The organism is Rhodococcus oxybenzonivorans, from assembly GCF_003130705.1.
In the GTDB taxonomy this organism is placed as follows: Bacteria; Actinomycetota; Actinomycetes; order Mycobacteriales; family Mycobacteriaceae; genus Rhodococcus_F; species Rhodococcus_F oxybenzonivorans.
Genome location: NZ_CP021354.1, coordinates 1,046,226 through 1,064,156 on the forward strand (window position 1 = coordinate 1,046,226; position 17,931 = coordinate 1,064,156).

The 17,931-nt window shown below is 65.2% G+C and carries 16 protein-coding genes; 13 read left to right on the forward strand and 3 right to left on the reverse strand.

All coding sequences use genetic code 11. From position 1 onward, the window contains the following. The first annotated feature begins 14 nt into the window (after window positions 1-14). The 10 genes from CBI38_RS05075 (at window position 15) to CBI38_RS05120 (ending at window position 10,512) form a co-directional block, all read left to right on the forward strand. On the forward strand, window positions 15-866 hold the full coding sequence (locus CBI38_RS05075; protein WP_109326914.1) for an MlaE family ABC transporter permease: 852 nt from the start codon (window positions 15-17) through the stop codon (window positions 864-866). Window positions 867-878: 12 nt separating this feature from the next. Continuing rightward, complete coding sequence (locus tag CBI38_RS05080) at window positions 879-2,054, forward strand: MCE family protein (protein WP_109326915.1); 1,176 nt, start codon at window positions 879-881, stop codon at window positions 2,052-2,054. Continuing rightward, window positions 2,051-3,073, forward strand: a complete 1,023-nt coding sequence (locus tag CBI38_RS05085) for an MCE family protein (RefSeq protein ID WP_109326917.1) — start codon at window positions 2,051-2,053, stop codon at window positions 3,071-3,073. The genes CBI38_RS05080 and CBI38_RS05085 overlap by 4 nt, the downstream gene beginning before the upstream one ends. 2 nt (window positions 3,074-3,075) lie before the next feature. Beyond that, a complete protein-coding gene (locus CBI38_RS05090; protein ID WP_109326918.1) occupies window positions 3,076-4,125 on the forward strand; it encodes an MCE family protein in 1,050 nt (349 codons plus the stop codon). Further along, complete coding sequence (locus CBI38_RS05095; RefSeq protein ID WP_109326919.1) at window positions 4,122-5,411, forward strand: MCE family protein; 1,290 nt, start codon at window positions 4,122-4,124, stop codon at window positions 5,409-5,411. The genes CBI38_RS05090 and CBI38_RS05095 overlap by 4 nt, the downstream gene beginning before the upstream one ends. After that, window positions 5,408-6,652, forward strand: a complete 1,245-nt coding sequence (locus CBI38_RS05100) for an MCE family protein (RefSeq protein ID WP_109326920.1) — start codon at window positions 5,408-5,410, stop codon at window positions 6,650-6,652. The genes CBI38_RS05095 and CBI38_RS05100 overlap by 4 nt, the downstream gene beginning before the upstream one ends. Then, on the forward strand, window positions 6,649-8,061 hold the full coding sequence (locus tag CBI38_RS05105; RefSeq protein WP_109326921.1) for an MCE family protein: 1,413 nt from the start codon (window positions 6,649-6,651) through the stop codon (window positions 8,059-8,061). Before CBI38_RS05100 ends, CBI38_RS05105 begins: the two co-directional genes overlap by 4 nt. After that, entirely contained in the window at window positions 8,058-8,834 is a 777-nt protein-coding gene (locus CBI38_RS05110; RefSeq protein ID WP_109326922.1) for a hypothetical protein, read from the forward strand. Before CBI38_RS05105 ends, CBI38_RS05110 begins: the two co-directional genes overlap by 4 nt. Further along, window positions 8,831-9,367, forward strand: a complete 537-nt coding sequence (locus CBI38_RS05115; protein ID WP_109326923.1) for a h domain protein — start codon at window positions 8,831-8,833, stop codon at window positions 9,365-9,367. The genes CBI38_RS05110 and CBI38_RS05115 overlap by 4 nt, the downstream gene beginning before the upstream one ends. A 146-nt stretch (window positions 9,368-9,513) precedes the next feature. After that, window positions 9,514-10,512: an NAD-dependent epimerase/dehydratase family protein gene (locus CBI38_RS05120; protein WP_109326924.1), complete on the forward strand. Its 999-nt coding sequence runs from the start codon at window positions 9,514-9,516 to the stop codon at window positions 10,510-10,512. Here CBI38_RS05120 and CBI38_RS05125 read toward each other — a convergent pair. After that, window positions 10,491-12,065: an alpha,alpha-trehalose-phosphate synthase (UDP-forming) gene (locus CBI38_RS05125; protein WP_109326925.1), complete on the reverse strand. Its 1,575-nt coding sequence runs from the start codon at window positions 12,063-12,065 to the stop codon at window positions 10,491-10,493. The two genes, CBI38_RS05120 and CBI38_RS05125, sit on opposite strands and share 22 nt — an antisense overlap. A gap of 33 nt (window positions 12,066-12,098) precedes the next feature. Beyond that, the gene (locus CBI38_RS38330; protein ID WP_201453505.1) at window positions 12,099-12,272 is read right to left on the reverse strand and encodes a hypothetical protein; all 174 of its coding nucleotides are present in this window, start codon (window positions 12,270-12,272) and stop codon (window positions 12,099-12,101) included. Between the two features lie 157 nt (window positions 12,273-12,429). Between CBI38_RS38330 and CBI38_RS05130 the strand changes: the two genes are divergently transcribed. Together CBI38_RS05130 and CBI38_RS05135 are read left to right on the forward strand one after the other, a co-directional pair. Then, complete coding sequence (locus CBI38_RS05130; RefSeq protein ID WP_109326926.1) at window positions 12,430-14,136, forward strand: ABC transporter ATP-binding protein; 1,707 nt, start codon at window positions 12,430-12,432, stop codon at window positions 14,134-14,136. Next, the gene (locus CBI38_RS05135; RefSeq protein WP_109326927.1) at window positions 14,133-15,878 is read left to right on the forward strand and encodes an ABC transporter ATP-binding protein; all 1,746 of its coding nucleotides are present in this window, start codon (window positions 14,133-14,135) and stop codon (window positions 15,876-15,878) included. The genes CBI38_RS05130 and CBI38_RS05135 overlap by 4 nt, the downstream gene beginning before the upstream one ends. A gap of 89 nt (window positions 15,879-15,967) precedes the next feature. On the opposite strand, the gene CBI38_RS05140 is transcribed toward CBI38_RS05135, so the two are convergent. Continuing rightward, window positions 15,968-16,903: a methionyl-tRNA formyltransferase gene (locus CBI38_RS05140; RefSeq protein WP_109326928.1), complete on the reverse strand. Its 936-nt coding sequence runs from the start codon at window positions 16,901-16,903 to the stop codon at window positions 15,968-15,970. A gap of 111 nt (window positions 16,904-17,014) precedes the next feature. Between CBI38_RS05140 and CBI38_RS05145 the strand changes: the two genes are divergently transcribed. After that, window positions 17,015-17,818 (forward strand): alpha/beta fold hydrolase, encoded by an 804-nt coding sequence (locus CBI38_RS05145; protein ID WP_109326929.1) that lies wholly within the window; start codon window positions 17,015-17,017, stop codon window positions 17,816-17,818. Window positions 17,819-17,931: the final 113 nt, after the last annotated feature.

Sequence of the window (17,931 nt, forward strand, 5' to 3'; positions counted from 1 at the left end):
TGGTGGTGGAGTAGATGGCTCTCGCAGCGGCCGGGCGGTTTCCCCGCACACGCCGGCAATTCGCGTCGACGTCCCGTTCGATAGACCGGCTCGGCGAGCAGGCGCTGTTCTTTGCGCGCGCCATCGCCTGGGCCCCTCGTGCGGTGAGGCGGTACCCGAAGGAAACTCTGCGGCTCATCGCCGAGATCAGCATGGGCACGGGTGCGCTGGCGGTGATCGGTGGAACCGTGGTGATCGTCGGATTTCTGACGCTCTTCACCGGAGGCACCATCGCCGTGCAGGGTTACAGCTCGCTCGGCAACATCGGTGTCGAGGCGCTCACCGGCTTCTTCGCCGCGTTCATCAACGTACGCATCGCGGCCCCGGTCATCGCGGGTATCGGACTCGCGGCCACGATCGGGGCAGGCTCGACCGCCCAGCTCGGTGCCATGCGCGTGTCCGAGGAGATCGATGCCCTCGAGACGATGGCGATCCCCTCGATCCCGTACCTGGTCAGCACTCGGGTGATGGCCGGAATGATCGCGATCGTTCCGCTCTATGCCCTCGCAGTGATCGCATCCTTCATCGCCAGCCGATTCGCCACCGTGGTTCTCTACGACCAGTCCGCCGGCGTGTACGACCACTACTTCTCGACCTTCCTGATACCGACGGACATTCTGTGGTCGTTCGCGCAGGCCATCGTCATGGCGATCGCCATCATGCTCATCCACACCTACTACGGCTTCACCGCGTCGGGTGGTCCCGTCGGAGTCGGCGTTGCCGTGGGGAACGCGGTGCGGTCGTCACTGATTGCGGTCGTCACGGTTACCCTCCTCATCTCCCTCGCCATATACGGCGGTTCCGGCAACTTCAACCTTTCGGGATAGGAGTGCCGGTAGATGACTGATTCGGGCGGAAAGAAGAAGCTCGCGGCTCTCGTCCTCGTCGCGGGTCTGCTGGCGATCATCGCCTTCTCGCTTGCCATGTTTAACGGCGCTTTCACGGAATCGACACCGGTCACGGTCACCTCCGACCGGGCGGGCCTGGTCATGGAACCGGACGCGAAGGTGAAGCTGCTCGGCGTCGAGGTCGGTCGCGTCGGCTCCGTCGAGCATGTCACCGGCGGTGCCGAACTGAAGCTCGACATGTACCCCGACATGATGTCGCTGATCCCTTCCAACGCCGCGGTGGAGATCAAGTCGACTACCGTATTCGGCGCCAAATATGTCAACTTCGTCATGCCGGAAGATCCCGCCACCACGCATCTCGAACCGGGCGCCGTCATCGCCTCCGACAACGTCACCGTAGAGTTCAACTCGGTCTTCCAGCATCTGACGGATGTGCTCGATCAAATCGAACCCGAGAAGCTCAACGCGACGCTGGGGGCTATCGCCTCCGCGCTGCGCGGTCGCGGCGACGAACTCGGTGCACTGCTCGAACAGAGCGACCGCTACCTCGCCAAGGTGAACCCCAGTCTCCCTCAGTTGCAGGAGGATCTGGCGAAGGCGGCCGTGGTCACGAACGTCTACGCCGACACCGCCCCGGAACTGCTGCAAACGCTCGACAACGTGACCGCTACCAGCCGCACGGTGGTCGAGGAACAGGACAATCTCGACGCAGTGCTGTTGAACGCCACGGGATTGGCCGATACGGCGAATACGGTGCTGACCGACAACGAGCAGGGCCTGACGGACACCCTCGACCTCCTGCTCCCCACCACGGACCTACTCGCGGAATACTCGCCGGAGATCTCCTGCTTCCTCGTCGGCCTCAACAACGTCATTCCCCTTGCCGAACAACTCATCGGCGGCAATCAGCCGGGAATCGCGTTGAGTGCGAGCTTCATGTATGGCCAGGAGCCCTACAGTTACCCGGAGGATCTGCCGAAGGTGAATGCGTCCGGAGGACCGAACTGCGCCGGCCTCCCGAATCCTGATCCGAACGTGCACGCCAAGTTCCTCGTCGCTGACACGGGTACTGTGCCGTTCGTGCCGTCGACCGAAGTACAGGTACACATGCCGAAGGTCTTCCAGATTTTGTTCGCCGGTGTCTACCCGGAGCCGGGTGGGCAGTGACCGTGAGAAGCACAACCGTCAAGCTCGCGATCTTCGCGACCGTGATGACCCTGATCTTCGTTGGTCTCGCAGTGGTGTTCAGCCAGTACCGTTTCAGCACGTCCAAGGACTACTCGGCGACCTTCGTCGATGTGTCCGGCCTCAAACCGGGTGACAAGGTACGCATTGCGGGTGTGCCGGTCGGCGCGGTCAAGGACGTGAAGATCGACGACGACAACCTTGCCGACGTGGAGTTCGACGTGGAGTCGAAGTACTCGTTGTTCGAGGGAACGAAGGCTACCGTCCGATACGAGAACCTCGTCGGTGACCGCTACATGGAACTCCTCGAGGGTGCGGGGTCGGTGGAGCCGCTTCCGGAGGGCGGGTCCATCCCGGTGGATCAGACATCGCCCGCACTCGACCTGGACCTCTTGCTCGGTGGGTTCAAGCCGCTCCTGCGTGCGTTGAATCCGCAGCAGGTCAATGATCTCTCGGCGGCGTTGGTGCAGGTCTTCCAGGGGCAGGGCGGCACACTCGTGTCACTGCTGGGCAGTACCAGTTCGTTCACCAACACACTCGCGGACCGCGACCAGTTGATCGGTGAGGTCATCACCAACCTCAACGAGGTTCTCGGAACCATCAACAACCGCGGTGATCAGTTCAGGTCCACTCTCGATCAACTGCAGCAATTGGTGAGCGGCCTCGCGCAGGACCGCGATCCGATCGGTGACGCCATCCCGAGGATCGCCGGCGGCACCGGCGACCTTGCGGAGTTGCTCGAAGGCGTCCGCCCGCCGCTGCAGAGCACCGTTGCGGAGGCGAATCGCACTGCGACGCAGCTGCAGATGGGCGAAGAGACTCTCGATTGGGTGCTCCAGAACCTGCCGGACGCCTATCGCCGACTCATCCGAATCGGCACGTACGGCAGCTTCTTCCAGATGTACGTGTGCACGGTCAAGTTCAAGTTCACCGGACCGGAGGGATCGGATCTGCTTCTCAACATGCCAGGCGGACAGACAGCGGGGAGGTGTGCACCGTAACCATGAGACAAGAACGCAATCCCGTCCAGGTCGGGCTGATCGGAGTGGCAGTCTCCGCCATGATCGTGATCGCCACCCTCCAGTACGACCAGCTCCAGTTCCTGTCGGGCGGAACACATTACAATGCCATGTTCGAGGACGCCGGTGGCCTGATGGCAGGTGACACGGTCACCCTGGCGGGGGTCGACGTGGGCAAGGTCTCCGACGTCGAGCTGGACGGGCAGCATGTGCTCGTCACCTTCACTGTCGAGGACGGCATAGCACTCGGTGATGTGACCGAGGCGGATATCAAGACAAATACCATTCTCGGCCGCAAGTCGCTTGCGGTCACTCCGCGAGGAACGGAGACGCTGCCGGTGGGATCGACAATCCCGCTGGACCGCACCAATTCGCCCTACTCGCTCAACGATGCACTCGGCGACCTCACCACGACGGTGTCCGAGCTCGATACCGATCAGGTCAACGACGCGCTGAACGCGATGTCGGGTGCGCTCGAGAACACCCCTCCGGAGCTGCGCACCGCGCTCGACGGGCTGACCCGGTTGTCGGAAAGCATCAATTCACGCGACGAAACGCTGAAGCAGTTGCTCTCTCGCGCCGAGAACGTGACGGGCATACTCGCCGAGCGCAGCGGCCAGATCAACTCGCTGATCGTCGACGGCAACGAACTGCTGGGTGAACTCGACCGTCGCCGGGCCGCGATCAGCCAATTGATCGTGAACATCTCGGCGGTGTCGAGACAACTGACGGGCCTGGTGCAGGACAACCAGGAGCAGATGAAGCCGACGCTCGACAAACTGAACTCTGTGGTCGACATCCTCCAACGCAACAAGGACAACATTTCGCAGGCGCTCGACGGCCTCGCACCGTACGCGACGCAGCTGGGTGAATCTGTGGGGAGCGGGCCCTTCTTCATGGCGTACGTCTACAACATCGGTATCGGCAACCTGCTGCAGGGGCTGAACGACGCGATCCTGTGGCCGGAGCATCTGCCGAACGACCTGCAGGCATACCTGCAAACCGGGCCGTCCCTCGAGCTGAGGCCGCGATGACACACACAGAAGAAACCGGTGCGCGGAAGAAGTGGTGGATTCGCGGTGCGATCGCCGGCGTCGTGGTGGCCCTGATCGTCGGCGGCCTGGTCGTCTTTCTGCCGCGACTGTTCGAGAACACCATCACCGCGTACTTTCCGACCACGACCGGCCTCTATTCCGGGGACGACGTGCGGGTGTTGGGCGTCAAGGTGGGCAGCGTCGGCGAGATCGAGCCGGGACCCGACTTCGCCAAGGTCACCATGAGCGTCGACAAGAGTGTGGATATCCCCGCCGACGCCAAGGCGATCATCGTTGCGCCGAGCCTGGTGTCCGGTCGGTTCGTCCAGTTGACGCCCGTCTATGCCGGGGGCCCGACCATGCAGGACGGTGCAGATATTCCGGTGGAGCGCACCGCGGTGCCGGTGGAGTGGGACGAGATCAAGTCGGAGCTGAACAAACTGTCCGAAGCGCTCGGACCGCAGGGCGCCGACCCGCAGGGATCGCTGGGAACCTTCATCGACACCGCAGCGGACAACCTCGACGGCAACGGTGAATCCCTGCGCAACACTCTGCGTGAACTGTCGGAGACCATGCGGACGCTGTCCGACGGACGGACCGATCTGTTCTCCACCATCCGGAACCTGCAAACATTCGTAGCAGCCCTGTCGTCGAGCAACGAGCAGATCGTGCAGTTCGAGGGACGGCTCGCCTCGGTGTCGAACTTGCTCGCCACCAATTCGGACGAACTCGGCACCGCCCTGATCGACCTGGATCTCGCACTGGGCGACGTCAACCGGTTCGTCGTCGAGAACAGGGCCGCGCTCACCGAGCAGGTCGGTCGCCTGGCCGATGCTACCCAGGTGCTCGCCGACAAGCGACCGCAGCTGGAACAGACGCTGCACGTCGCCCCCACGGCACTGGCCAACTTCAGCAACATCTACAAGCCGGCGCAGGGGTCCTTGGTCGGAGCCGTGGCATTCGCGAACTTCGGCAACCCCGTCAACTTCATGTGTGGGGCGATCCAAAGTTTGCAAGCCAACGATTCCCAGCGCAGCGCCGATCTGTGCACGCAATACCTGTCGCCGGTGCTGAACTCGCTCACGATGAACTACCTGCCCATTCTCAGCAATCCCACGACAGGCGTGAACGCGTTCCCGGATCAGCTTCAGTACAGTCCGCCGAGCCTGGCCGGATCGGTACCCCCGCGGTCCGCACCTCCGGCGACGGGTGCGCTGGCCGGAATACCGACGGTCGCGGTGCCGAGGGACTTGAACGACCTGCTGCAGCCGGGAGGTGGACGATGACCGGGTTCGGGAGCAGACGCGTGCGGGGTGGCGGGATCGCGGCCGGGGTGCTCGCCTTGTCGCTGACCATGACCGGCTGTGAGTGGGAGGGTCTCAATTCGCTTCCCCTTCCGGGAACGGAAGGCACCGGCGGTGACGCGTACACCGTCGAGATCGAGATGCCCAATGTCACCACTCTCTCGCAGAATTCACCGGTCCGCGTCAATGACGTCACCGTGGGCACCGTCACGGGAATCGACGTGAAGGACTGGCACGCGCAGGTCACCGTCTCGTTGAACAACGACGTCGAACTGCCCGCCAATGCGACCGCCAAGATCGGCCAGACCAGTCTCCTCGGCTCGCAGCATCTCGAGTTGGCGCCGCCCACCGACGCGGAGCCCCAGGGCCGGTTGGCGGAAGGGGACGTGATCCCGATCGAGCGTGCCGGGGCATACCCGACGACGGAGCAGACGCTGTCGTCCTTGTCTGTGGTTCTGAACGGCGGAGGTATCGCCCAGATCCGGGACATCACCGAAGAATTGAACGCTGCACTCGGCGGGCGAGAGGCCGAGGTCCGTGACCTGCTTCCACGACTCGACCGGTTGGTCACGAGCCTGGACCGACAGCGCGGCGACATCATCGGTGCCATGGAGGGGCTCGATCGACTCTCCATCACCGTCAACCAGCAGAAGCCCACGCTCGAGGCAGCGCTCGACGACATCCCACCTGGCTTGGAAGTGCTTGTGGCGCAGCGTCAGAATCTGACGATGGCGCTGGTGGAACTCGGCAAACTCAGCGACACCGCGACCCGTCTCGTCGACAGCAGCGGGGAAGAGCTGGAACAAAACTTGCGTAACCTCACACCGGTGCTCGCGGAACTCGCCAATTCGGGCAGCGCACTCACCGACGTCCTGACCCTGATGCTCACCTACCCGTTCCCGATGAGGACGATGGACAAGGCCATTCGAGGCGACTACGCGAACCTGATGATGACCGTCGACCTGAGTGCGGCGAGGGTCGACAGCAACTTCCTGACCGGTACGGCCCTGGGTGGATCACTCGGTGGAGTGGAGGGAGCTGTCGGTTCGCTCGCCGGTGTCGCCGGACAGTCCGGCGACCCGCTGCAGATTCCGCTGCTGCCCGCCCCGCCGCCGGCACCGAAGCCCCCGCAGGCACCCGCTCTCCCCGGACTGCCGCAGATTCCCGGTCTCCCGCAGATTCCCGGCCTTCCGCCGCAACTGGGAGGGGCCCCGGCACCATGAGGAAATTCGTACGTATCCAGCTGATCATCTTCTCGATCCTCACAGTGATCGGCCTCGCGGTGATGTCGATCCAGTATGTGAAGGTGCCGGTCATGTTCGGCATCGGGCGCTACGACATCGTGGTGCAACTGCCGTCCACCGGAGGGCTGTACTCCCACGCCAACGTTGCCTATCGGGGAACCAACGTCGGTGTCGTCGATCGTGTCGCGCTCACCGACGACGGGGTCGAGGCCCAGCTGTCGCTCGACAGCAGCTACAAGATTCCAGCCGACGTCGACGCAGTGGTAAAGAGTGTGTCGGCCATCGGCGAGCAGTACGTCGACCTGATTCCGCGGTCGTCGGAGGGCCCGGATCTCGCGGCTGGTGACGTCATTCCACTGGATCGGTCCGCCGTACCGCAGGATGTCGGCGAGATGCTCGATCAAGCCGACGTGCTGTTGGCCAGCATCTCCGATACTCGGTTACGTACCGTGATCGACGAGGCGTTCACCGCGTTCAACGGTTCCGGCCCCGACCTGCAGCGGCTCATCGACTCGGCCCGTCTGTTCGTCGAAGAGGCGGATGCCAACAGCGACGCGACGATAGACCTGATCGATCAGATCGGCCCTCTGCTCGATACGCAGACCGTCAGCAGTGACGCCATCCGGTCCTGGACCCAGGACCTCGTCACCTTCACCGATCAGCTCCGGGCCAGCGACTCCGATATCAGGGGAGTGCTCGAGAAGGGTCCCGGGACGGCCGTCGAAGCCACCCAGCTTTTCCAGGAGTTGCAGCCCACCCTGCCGATCCTGCTGAGCAACCTGGTGAGCGTCGGGCAGGTCGGCGTCATCTACAACAAGAGCATCGAGCAAGTTCTCGTCATCTACCCACCGTTGACCGCCGCGCTCGTCACCGCCGCCAAAGGCGGACCGGTCGAGGACGGCGCGATCGTCGACTTCGCCCTGGAACTCCACGATCCGCCGGCGTGCACCACAGGGTTTCTGCCGCCGGATCAGCGGCGCACTGGCGATCAGACCGAACCCATCGCGACGCCGAACGATCTGTATTGCAAAGCGGCGCAGGATGATCCGTCGGTCGTCCGTGGTGCACGCAACCTGCCCTGCATGGAATACCCCGGCCGCCGGGCGCCGACCGTGCAGGCGTGCCGGGACGGGTGGGAGGCCGCGGGTAACAACCCGCCATACGGGCCGATCATGCCGCCGGATGTACCCTCGTATACGGCCGTTCCTGTTATCCCCAGTTCCTACGAAGGATCACCGAGTGGGCCGGTCGCGGCCGTCCCGTACGACCCGGGAACGGGTAGCTTTGTCGGTTCGGATGGTAAGACGTACACCCAACCGGATCTGGCGTCAGGATCGCCGAGAAAGGACTCGACGTGGCAGACGATGATGACAGGTCAGCAGATTTGAGTTCATCGACACAGGAGCGTGCCGCTGACGCGGTGGGGGAGGCCTCCCCGGCACGGAAGGAGCGCAGCAGGCGGCGAGCGGTACGTCACGCGGGTCCACCGGTCGGTGAGAGCGGAACGCCGCAACCGGTCGTGTTGGCGAAGTCCAGCGAGGCGCACCCTGCTACAGCGCCCCAGCCCGAGCGTGAACCGGTTGCAGAGACGATCTCGACGAAGAAGGCGGCCGCCGAAGGCGGCGTCAAGTCGGGCGGGGCGTCGCCACCGCCCGAAGACGAAAAGAGAACGCGTCGTTCGTGGAAGTCGCTGATCGGCTACGGTGCGGTCGCGGTCGTCGTTCTCGCCTTGGTCGTGGCCGCCGTCGTCCTGTTGCTCGACCAACGGTCGGCGCGCGAACGAGACGACCGGCGCCAGGCCTTCATCGACACGGCGCGACAGACCGTACTGAACCTGACAACGATTCATCCGGAGACCGCGAAAGAAGATGTCGACCGAATTCTTGCGGGTGCGTCAGGGGCCTTCCTGGCCGAATTCAAGGGCAGGGAAGACCCGTTCGTCGGTGTGGTCCGCGACGCCAACGTCACCACCGAGGGAGAAGTCCTCGAAGCGGGAATTCAGAGCGAGACAGACATTTCGGCCGACGTGCTCGTCGCGGCGCGCACCATGGTCACCAGCACCGAACAGCCGGAGCCGTCGCCGCGTGACTTCCGGATGCGGGTGACCGTCAGTGACGACAACGGGAAGTTGACCGCATCGAAGGTGGAGTTCGTCCCATGACCGACAACGACGTCGACACGTCCGCAGAACAACGGCGAAAGCTCCCGGTCGTCACCAAGGCGACAGCGTTGAAGGTCGTGACGGCGCTTGTGATCGTCGCCCTCGCTGTCGCTGTGGGATTCCTCTGGTACGGCCATCGCCAGGACCAATTGGCCGAACAGGCCCGCTCCGAGGCGGTCGACGCGGCGAGCAGGCAGGCCGTTGCGATGTTGGCGTACGACTTCGCCAATGTCGACAGCCAATTAGCTGCTGCGGCAGACGGAATCACCGGCTCGTTCCGCGACGACTACACCGCCCTGGTGGAGGAAACCATCGCCCCGGGGGCCAAGGAGAAGCAACTGACGGTTCAGGTGACCGTGCAAGCCGCCGCACCGGTGTCGACCACTCCCACCGAGGCGGTGGTCCTGCTCTACCTGAACCAAACCACTACCAGTGCCGAAGCACCGGATGCTCGCACGTCGGGTAGTCGGGTGCGGGTCTCGCTGCAGAAGGTCGACGACCGCTGGCTCGTCGATCAGCTCACCCCTGTGTAGCGGTGTCGACTGTATAGCGGTGATCCGCACACGAGTCGCGCGGACCTTCACAAAGTGAAACATGTTCTAGTACTGTCGGGGCTTCCGGGCCGACTGCCGACGCATCACGTTGTGTCGCAGGGCCACAACCGAACGGGGAGTCGTCGATGAAAGTTGCTGTAACCGGGGCCGCGGGATTCGTGGGCACCAATCTGCTCGATCTCCTGGTCCGATCCGGGCACGAGGTGACCGCCATCGACCGCATCCGTTCCGAGCACGCTCCCGAGGGAGTCACGTGGGTGAACGGCGACGTGCTCGACGTGGAATCGATGAAGAGGGCCCTGGACGGTGTCGAGGTGGTCTATCACCTCGTCGCCATGATCACCCTCGCGCAGAAGGACGACCTGGCGTGGACCGTCAACACCAAGGGCGTCCGCACTGTGGCCGAGGCTGCGCTCGCCGTGGGTGTGCGGCGGATGGTGCATTGCAGTTCCGTGCACTCGTTCGATCAGAGCAACTGCGGCGGCGTACTCGACGAGCAGTCGCCGCGATCCGTGGACGCGTCGATCCCGGTGTACGACAGATCGAAATGGGCCGGTGAGATCGAACTGCGTGCGGTGATCGAGACCGGGCTCGACGCGGTGATCTGCAATCCCACCGGGGTGTACGGCCCCGTGGACTATGGTCTCTCCCGCGTAAACAGCCTGCTACGCAACGCTGCTCGTGGCCGGGTGCCTGCCGCGGTGCACGGAGCGTTCGACTTCGTCGACGTTCGCGACGTGGCCGCCGGGTTGATCGCCGCCGGGGAGAAGGGGCGGACGGGGGAGAACTATCTGATCTCGGGGCACATGCTGGGCATGCACGACGCCGTGCGGAAGGCCGCCCGAGCGGCAGGTCGGCGTGGACCGATGTACTCGTTCCCCCTCAGTGTGATCGAACGAGTGCTGCCCCTCGCAGAACCCATCGGAGCCAGGTTCGGTTCCGATGTGCTGTCCCGCTCGGCGATGGCGGCGCTGCTCGCGGCACCCGTGATCGACGGTGCGAAGGCAGCGTCCGAACTGGGGTACGCCCCTCGTCCCGCGGACGAGACGATCCGCGACCTCGTCGCGTTCCTGGTGACGTCCGGTCAGCTGGGACGCCGCAGTCAGTTGTCCTCGGTCGTGTAGTCGGCCTCGGTGATGTCGTCGGCCTCGTCGGCGTACTCGGCCTCATCGGCCTCGGCAGGCGCGATCAACGCCGGCCCGGCCGCACCGCTGTGCGACAGTGCGTCGAGGAATGCCTTCGCCCAGCGGTCGACGTCGTGCGCGAGCACCTGCCGACGCAGCGCACGCATGTGCCGGCGACCGCTTTCGTGCGGCTGGTTCAACGCCTGTTCCATCGCGTCTTTGACACCGTCGAGGTCGTGCGGATTACAGAGGAAGGCCTGCCGGAGTTCGGCCGCCGCCCCGGTGAACTCGCTGAGCAGGAGGGCGCCGCCCAGATCGCTGCGGCACGCCACATACTCCTTGGCGACGAGGTTCATGCCGTCGCGCAGTGGCGTCACGAGCATCACATCGGCGGCCACGAAGAAGGCGATCAGTTCTTCGCGCGGGATCGGGCGATGGATGTAGTGCACCACCGGCCGGCCGACCTCGCTGTACTCGCCGTTGATGCGCGACACCTTTCGCTCGATGTCGTCGCGCATCTGGACGTAGCTGTCGACCCGCTCGCGGCTGGGCGTGGCCAACTGCACCAGCACGGTGTTCGCCGGGTCGACCCGGTGTTCGTCGAGGAGTTCGTGCAGCGCAGCAAGACGGACGTCGATGCCCTTGGTGTAGTCGAGTCGATCGACGCCCAGCATGATGTGTTGCGGGTTTCCCAGTTCCTTACGGATCTGTCTCGCACGGTCGCGGATCGACTTGGAACGTGATCGTTCGTCCAGCTCGCCGGAGTCGATGGAGATGGGGAACGCCCCCACGCGGACCGTCCGGAAACCGACCTGCACGACACCGAGCTTGGAGCGGACACCGACAGTGCCGCGCGACGTCGGCTGGCCGGCGAGGCGTCGAGCGAGGAACAAGAAGTTCTGCGCACCACCCGGGAGGTGGAAGCCGATGAGATCCGCACCGAGAAGTCCCTCGACGATCTCGGTCCGCCACGGCATCTGCATGAACAGTTCGACCGGCGGGAACGGGATGTGCAGGAAGAAGCCGATCGTGAGGTCGGGGCGGAGCATGCGCAGCATCTTCGGCACGAGCTGAAGTTGGTAATCCTGGATCCAGACGGTGGCACCGTGCGCGGCCGCCTTGGACGTTGCCTCCGCGAACCGCCGGTTCACCTCGACGTAGGCGTTCCACCAGTCGCGGTTGTACTCCGGCTTCACGATGACATCGTGGTAGAGCGGCCACAGGGTGGCGTTGGAGAAGCCCTCGTAATAGTCGCGGATTTCGGCGCCGCTCAGCGGGACGGGGTAGAGCTCGAGCCCGTCCTCGACGACCGGCTCCAGATCGGCGTCTGCGACACCCGCCCAGCCGACCCATGCACCCTTGTTACGGCGAAGGATCGGCTCGAGCGCGGTGACGAGTCCGCCGGGGCTCCGCTTCCACTTGGTGGTGCCGTCCGGCAGCCGCTCGAGATCGACAGGGAGTCGATTCGCCACGACGACGAAGGTGGCTTGCCCGGAGACAGGGTCAGATGTCGAACTCGATGACGAAACTGACGATTCCGAGCTGAGTGCCACGGGCTTCCTTCGCGGTCGAAGTGGATGAAATTATCAGTCGAGCTTGGCGGTGGGCCCGATTCCGAGCATCGAGAGCAGCATCCTGCACTCGTCGGCGTCCTCGGCGTATGCAGCGACAACGCGCTGCGCCTGGCGGGCGGTCTCGTCGGCCAAGGGTTCGAGATCCTCGTCCGCGATGTCGGTCTCGGCGGTCGTGTTCGCGGCCATTCTTGTCCTCTCGGGGCTTGCTGCTGCGTCAACGCAGTAGTTCGTATCGGCGACTCTATGAGAACCGGGCACGTCGACGCTAGTTGCCCTTCCGATAGTGTTCCACTAGTTAGGGTCTACTTACTTGTCGGGAACCGTCTGGGTGGGAGTTGTCTGCGTGAAGACTGGTGGCGCCGCAATTCTGCGTCGAGCTCTGGTGCGCAATCGTGTGCGCCTGGGTATCGGCACAGTGCTGGTCTGCCTGCATCAGGTGGCCGAAACGCTCGTGCCGATCGCAATCGGCGTCATCGTCGACCGCGCGGTCGCGACGGGCGATACGTCGGCGCTGGTCGTCTGGCTGTGTGCTCTTGCCCTGCTGTTTGTCGTCCTCACCACAGCGTGGCGGTTCGGTGCCCGATTCCTCGTGCTGGTGATGCAGAACGAGGGACACCGGCTGAGGATGGAGGTGGCGCACCGAATACTCGACCCCCGCGGCGTGCGCACCGACCTGCGCGCGGGGGAGTTGCTCTCGGTGTCCTCGACCGACGCAGATCGGTCCGCCTTCATCGCGGACATCGTGCCGCGTGCGGCCTCGGCCCTCACGGCAGCCGTCGGCTCGGCGGTCGCCCTGCTGCTCATCGACGTCCCGCTCGGGCTCGCGGTTCTCGTCGGAACGCCCGTCATCCTGGGTCTCCTGCGACGTGCGGCCCCGCTCATCACCCGACGAGCCACCGACCAGCAAGCCGCGGTCGCGCGGGCCTCCGGCATGGCAACCGACCTGGTGAGCGGGCTTCGTCCCCTCCGCGGGATCGGCGCCGAGGACGCCGCGTCGCAGCGTTACCGCAGCGCGAGCCGGGACGCCCTCGACGCCACCCTCCACACCGCGCGAAGCTCGGCGGTGTTCACCGGGGTGTCGATGACCGTCAGCGCACTGCTCGCCGTCGGGATCGCGGGTTTCGCGGGGTGGTTCGCTCTGGAAGGGCGGATCACGATCGGGGAACTGATCACCGTGGTCGGCCTCTCACAGTTCTTCATCGAACCGCTCGGCGTCCTGGCCGGTCTGCCGGGATCTCTCGCACTCACCCGGGCGTCGGCAGATCGGGTGGCGTTGGTCCTGGACGCCGAACCGCTGTTGTCTGCGGGTTCCGGACTCATCCCGGCCGGCAGCGAGCTGTCGTTGTCGGGCGTGAGCTACCGGTCTCTCACAGCGCTGGACCTTCGGGTCGGGTCCGGTGAGTTACTCGGCGTCGTCGCCTACCGGCCGCAGGACGCCGAGGCGTTGGCCGCGCTGCTGTCGGGGCAGGTCCCGCCCGAGCGTTACGAGGGCGAGGTGACCGTCGGCGGTGTTCGACTCTCGGATGCCGACCGGGGGCACGCGCGGCGGACTGTGCTCGTCGAACCCCACAACGGTGACCTGTTCTCCGGAACGGTGGTGTCGAACGTGACCGCAGGCCGGCCGGATGCGCCGGAAGCCGAGGTCCAGGCGGCGCTGCGGGCGTCCGCAGCGGTCGATGTCATCGATGCACATCCGGACGGTCTCGACCACGAGGTGACCGATCGCGGGGCGTCGTTGTCCGGCGGGCAACGCCAGCGCGTTGCGCTCGCCCGGGCGCTGATGAGGAGGTCTCCGGTACTGGTGCTGCACGACCCGACAACGGCGGTGGACGCGGTGACCGAACACATGATCGCCGGAGGTATCGCCGACTCGCGGCACCGCGATTCCGCGGGCAGCGGCCAGACGACCATCCTCCTCACGAGCAGTCCTGCGTTGTTGTCGGTGACCGAACGCGTCGTGGTCCTCGACGAGGGAACGGTCGTCGCCGAGGGCACACACGCACAGTTGGCCGCCGACGATGCGCACTACCGGCGGGCGGTGCTGCGATGAGTGAACTGCTCCCCATCGCGTCCGCACGCGACACCTGGGTATGGCTGAGAACCGAGCTGGGCCGGCGGCGCGGACGAAGCCTGCTCACCCTGCTCGTGGCGGCCTCTGCCGCCGGGATGGCACTGGTGCCCGTCTACGTGTTCGGTGTGCTCGTCGACCGAGTGCAGGACGGCGCCCCACCGTCGACGATCGGGTGGGTGGTCGCGGTGATCGCCTCGGCCGCTGTGATCGGCGGAGTCTGCGCCGGCTGTGCGTCGTTCCTCATCCGGAGTCTCGGCGAGGGCATCCTCGCGGACCTGCGGGAGCGAACCGTCGACCGGGCGCTACGGCTTCCGGTGCAGACGATCGAACGCGTCGGCAAGGGCGACTTGCTGTCCCGGGTGGGCGACGACGTGGCGGTGATCGGCAAGGCCGTGAGCGATGTGGTGCCCAACCTCGTGACGGCGATACTTCTGGTGCTGCTGAGCATCGTCACGATGCTGGGCATCGATTGGCGTCTCGGGCTCGCGGGCATGGTGGCCTTGCCGATGTATGCGCTCGCGATGCTCTGGTATCTCCCGCGGTCGGCCCCCGTCTACGCGAGCGAACGCGTGGCGATGGGCGAGCGCTCGCAAGCGCTGATCAGCAGCATGCAGGGTGCCCGCACGGTGCGGGCCTACGGTCTCGAAGACCTTCACCTCGGGCAGATCGACGACGCCTCACGGAAAACCCGGAATCTGTCCGTCGGCGTGTTCGCACTCTTCACCCGCTTCGCCGGTCGCGGCAACAGAGCCGAATTCGTCGGTCTGGCCACCATCCTCGCCGTGGGTTTCGCGCTCGTGCAACGCGACCTCGTGACGGTCGGGCAGACCACCACCGCCGCTCTGCTCTTCCACCGATTGTTCAATCCGATCGGCATGCTCATGTACACCTTCGACGAGGTGCAGTCGGCGGGCGCAAGCCTCGCGCGGCTCGTCGGGGTGGTGGCTCTGCGAGACGAGGCGGGTGGCATCGCAGGGGTCCCGGCTGCTGCCGAATCGACCCTCGACCTGGTCGAAGTCCGGCACACCTACGACGGCGAGCACGAGGTGGTGCACGGCATCACCCTGCGCGTCGAGCACGGCGAACGAGTCGCACTGGTGGGGTCGACAGGGGCCGGGAAGACCACTGTCGCAGCGATTGCCGCCGGGTCGATCGTCCCGACGTCGGGTTCGGTGCGCATCGGGGGCACCGCGCTGTCGGAGTTGTCGCCGCGCGAACTCCGCCGTCGGGTGGCAATCGTCAGCCAGGAGGTACACGTATTCGCGGGGCCTCTCATCGAGGATCTGCGCCTGGCGTCCCCCGGCGCCTCCGAGGAGGACGCGGCGATGGCACTGAAGACGGTGGGTGCGGCCGACTGGGTGAACGCGCTCACCGATGGTGTCCGCACCGTCGTCGGCGAGGGTGGGCACGAACTGACTGCGGCGCAGGCACAGCAGTTGGCGCTGGCCCGCCTCGTCCTCGCTGATCCCGCGGTCGCCGTCCTCGACGAGGCAACTGCCGAGGCCGGCAGCGCCGGGGCACGGGACCTCGAGGCATCCGCCGAGGCCGCGACCCGCGGTCGGACCACGCTCATCGTGGCGCACCGGCTCAGCCAGGCCGCCACTGCCGACCGCGTCGTCGTGCTCGAACACGGCCGGATCGTGGAGGAAGGACCGCACTCTGCACTCGTCGACGCCGGCGGCCGCTACGCGCAGCTCTGGTCGGCGTGGGAGGGGCGCTGACCCCTGGAACGCGACGGCGAATGTACCTTTCGGCGCTCCCGAGGCGCTGAAAGGTACATTCGCCCCCTCGAAAGTGCCGGGTGGGACGGTCAGCCTAGGTAGCCGCCGCCGTGGGGGAAGAACTCGGTGCCGGCCAGTTCGGTGCCGTCGTCGAGGCGGACACGCTGGATCTTGAGTCCCTTGTTCTTGCCGGTGCGGGCGTCGGGTCCGGCGACGATGACCATGCCGTCGCCTTCGTGGATGAAGACACGCCCGGGGGTTCCGCCGTAGTTGCCCTCGGACACTGCGGCCTCGAGGATTCTGATGCGCTGTCCCTTGTAATGGGTGAAGGCGTTGGGATACGGGTCGGACTGCGCGCGAACCAGCCGCTCGATGGCGTCGGCCGGCCAGGTCCACTCGATGCGACTGTCCTCGGGCGCCCGCTTGTGGAAGAAGGTGGCCTGCGAGCGGTCCTGCGGTGTCCAGTCGGTGCGGCCGGACGCGATGAGGTCGAGGGCGTCGAGGGTGATCGGTCCGATCATGTCGACGGTGCGGTGGAACAGGTCGGTGACGGTGTCCGTGGGTCCGACCGGGGTGGCCCGCTGCAGGACGATGTCACCTGCGTCGAGTTCCTCGTCCATGAGGTGCGCGGTGAGCCCGACCTCGTCTTCACCGTTGATGAGCGCCCAGATGAGCGGTGAGAATCCCGTGTACTTGGGCAGGAGGGAGTCGTGGATGTTGAGGGTGCCGTAGCGGGGCGAGTCGAACACGTCCCGCGGCAGCCACGTGCGCCAGTTGTTGGCGACGATGATGTCGGGGTCCGCTTGTTTCAGGGCCGCCTTGAAGTCTTCGTCGGGCTTGTTTGCGATATGAACGGGGACTCCGTGCTCGGTGGCCAGATCTGCGACGGAGTCTGCCCACATCTGTTCGTAGACGTGCTCGCTCTTGGGATGCGTGATCGCAAGGACGACCTCGTGGTCCGACTCGAGCAGGGCCTTCAGGGTACGGTGACCCCAGGTTTGATATCCGAGTGTGGCGACTCTCAACGCGGTCCTCCTGGACGAGCTTGACGATCAGCGCCGCACAGAAGCGGCAGCAATGCGAGCTTAGGCTATCCAACCCAATTTGGTGAGACCGCCCTTGGAAGGAAGGCAGACATGACGATCGCCACGATCAACGGAATATCTTTGAACTACCAGGTCAAAGGGTCCGGCGATCTCGTGGTACTCATCATGGGCACCGGCAGTCCGGGGCGTGTGTGGGATCTCCACCAGACCCCCGCGCTCGTCGACGCCGGCTATCGAGTCTGCACCTTCGACAACCGCGGCATTGCTCCTTCCGCCGAGAGCGTGGAGGGCATCACGATGGATGACCTCGTGGCGGACACCGCCGCACTGATCGAACACCTCGGCGGCGGGCCAGCACGAGTCGTCGGCACCTCGATGGGTGCCCGGGTCGCTCAGGAACTCGCGTTGTCGCGCCCGGACCTCGTCTACAAGGCCGCCTTCCTCGCCGGTCATGCCCGCATGGACTACTTCCAGCAGACGCTCACCGAGGGCGAGCGCGCGCTGCACGACAGCGGCGTCGAGCTTCCGGCCAAGTACCGGGCGGCGGTCACCGCGGTGATGAATCTGTCTCCGGCATCGCTCGTCGACCCGCACACCGCCAGGGATTGGCTCGACCTCTTCGAGTTCAGTGGCGGCAGGACGTCCGCCGGTGTGCGCGCTCAGATGGAGATGGACCGCACGTTCGACCGAAGGCAGGCGTACCGGGCGATTACCACACCGTGTCTGTCGGTCGGGTTTGCCGACGATCGGATGATCCCGCCCTATCTCTCTCGTGAAGTCGCCGAGTCCATCCCGTCGGCTCGCTACTACGAGATCCCGGATGTCGGGCACTACGGCTACCTCGAGCAGCCCGAGGTGATCAACAAAGTTCTGCTGGAGTTCCTCGCGGACTGAGCGTTCCGGTCGACGTAGGGGTTGAGCCGCCGGCGTTACAGTGATATTTGGCACCTGTGAAGAAACTGGGAATCGGTTGTTGCTGGTGGGTAGCCTAACCTAAACTCCTTCGG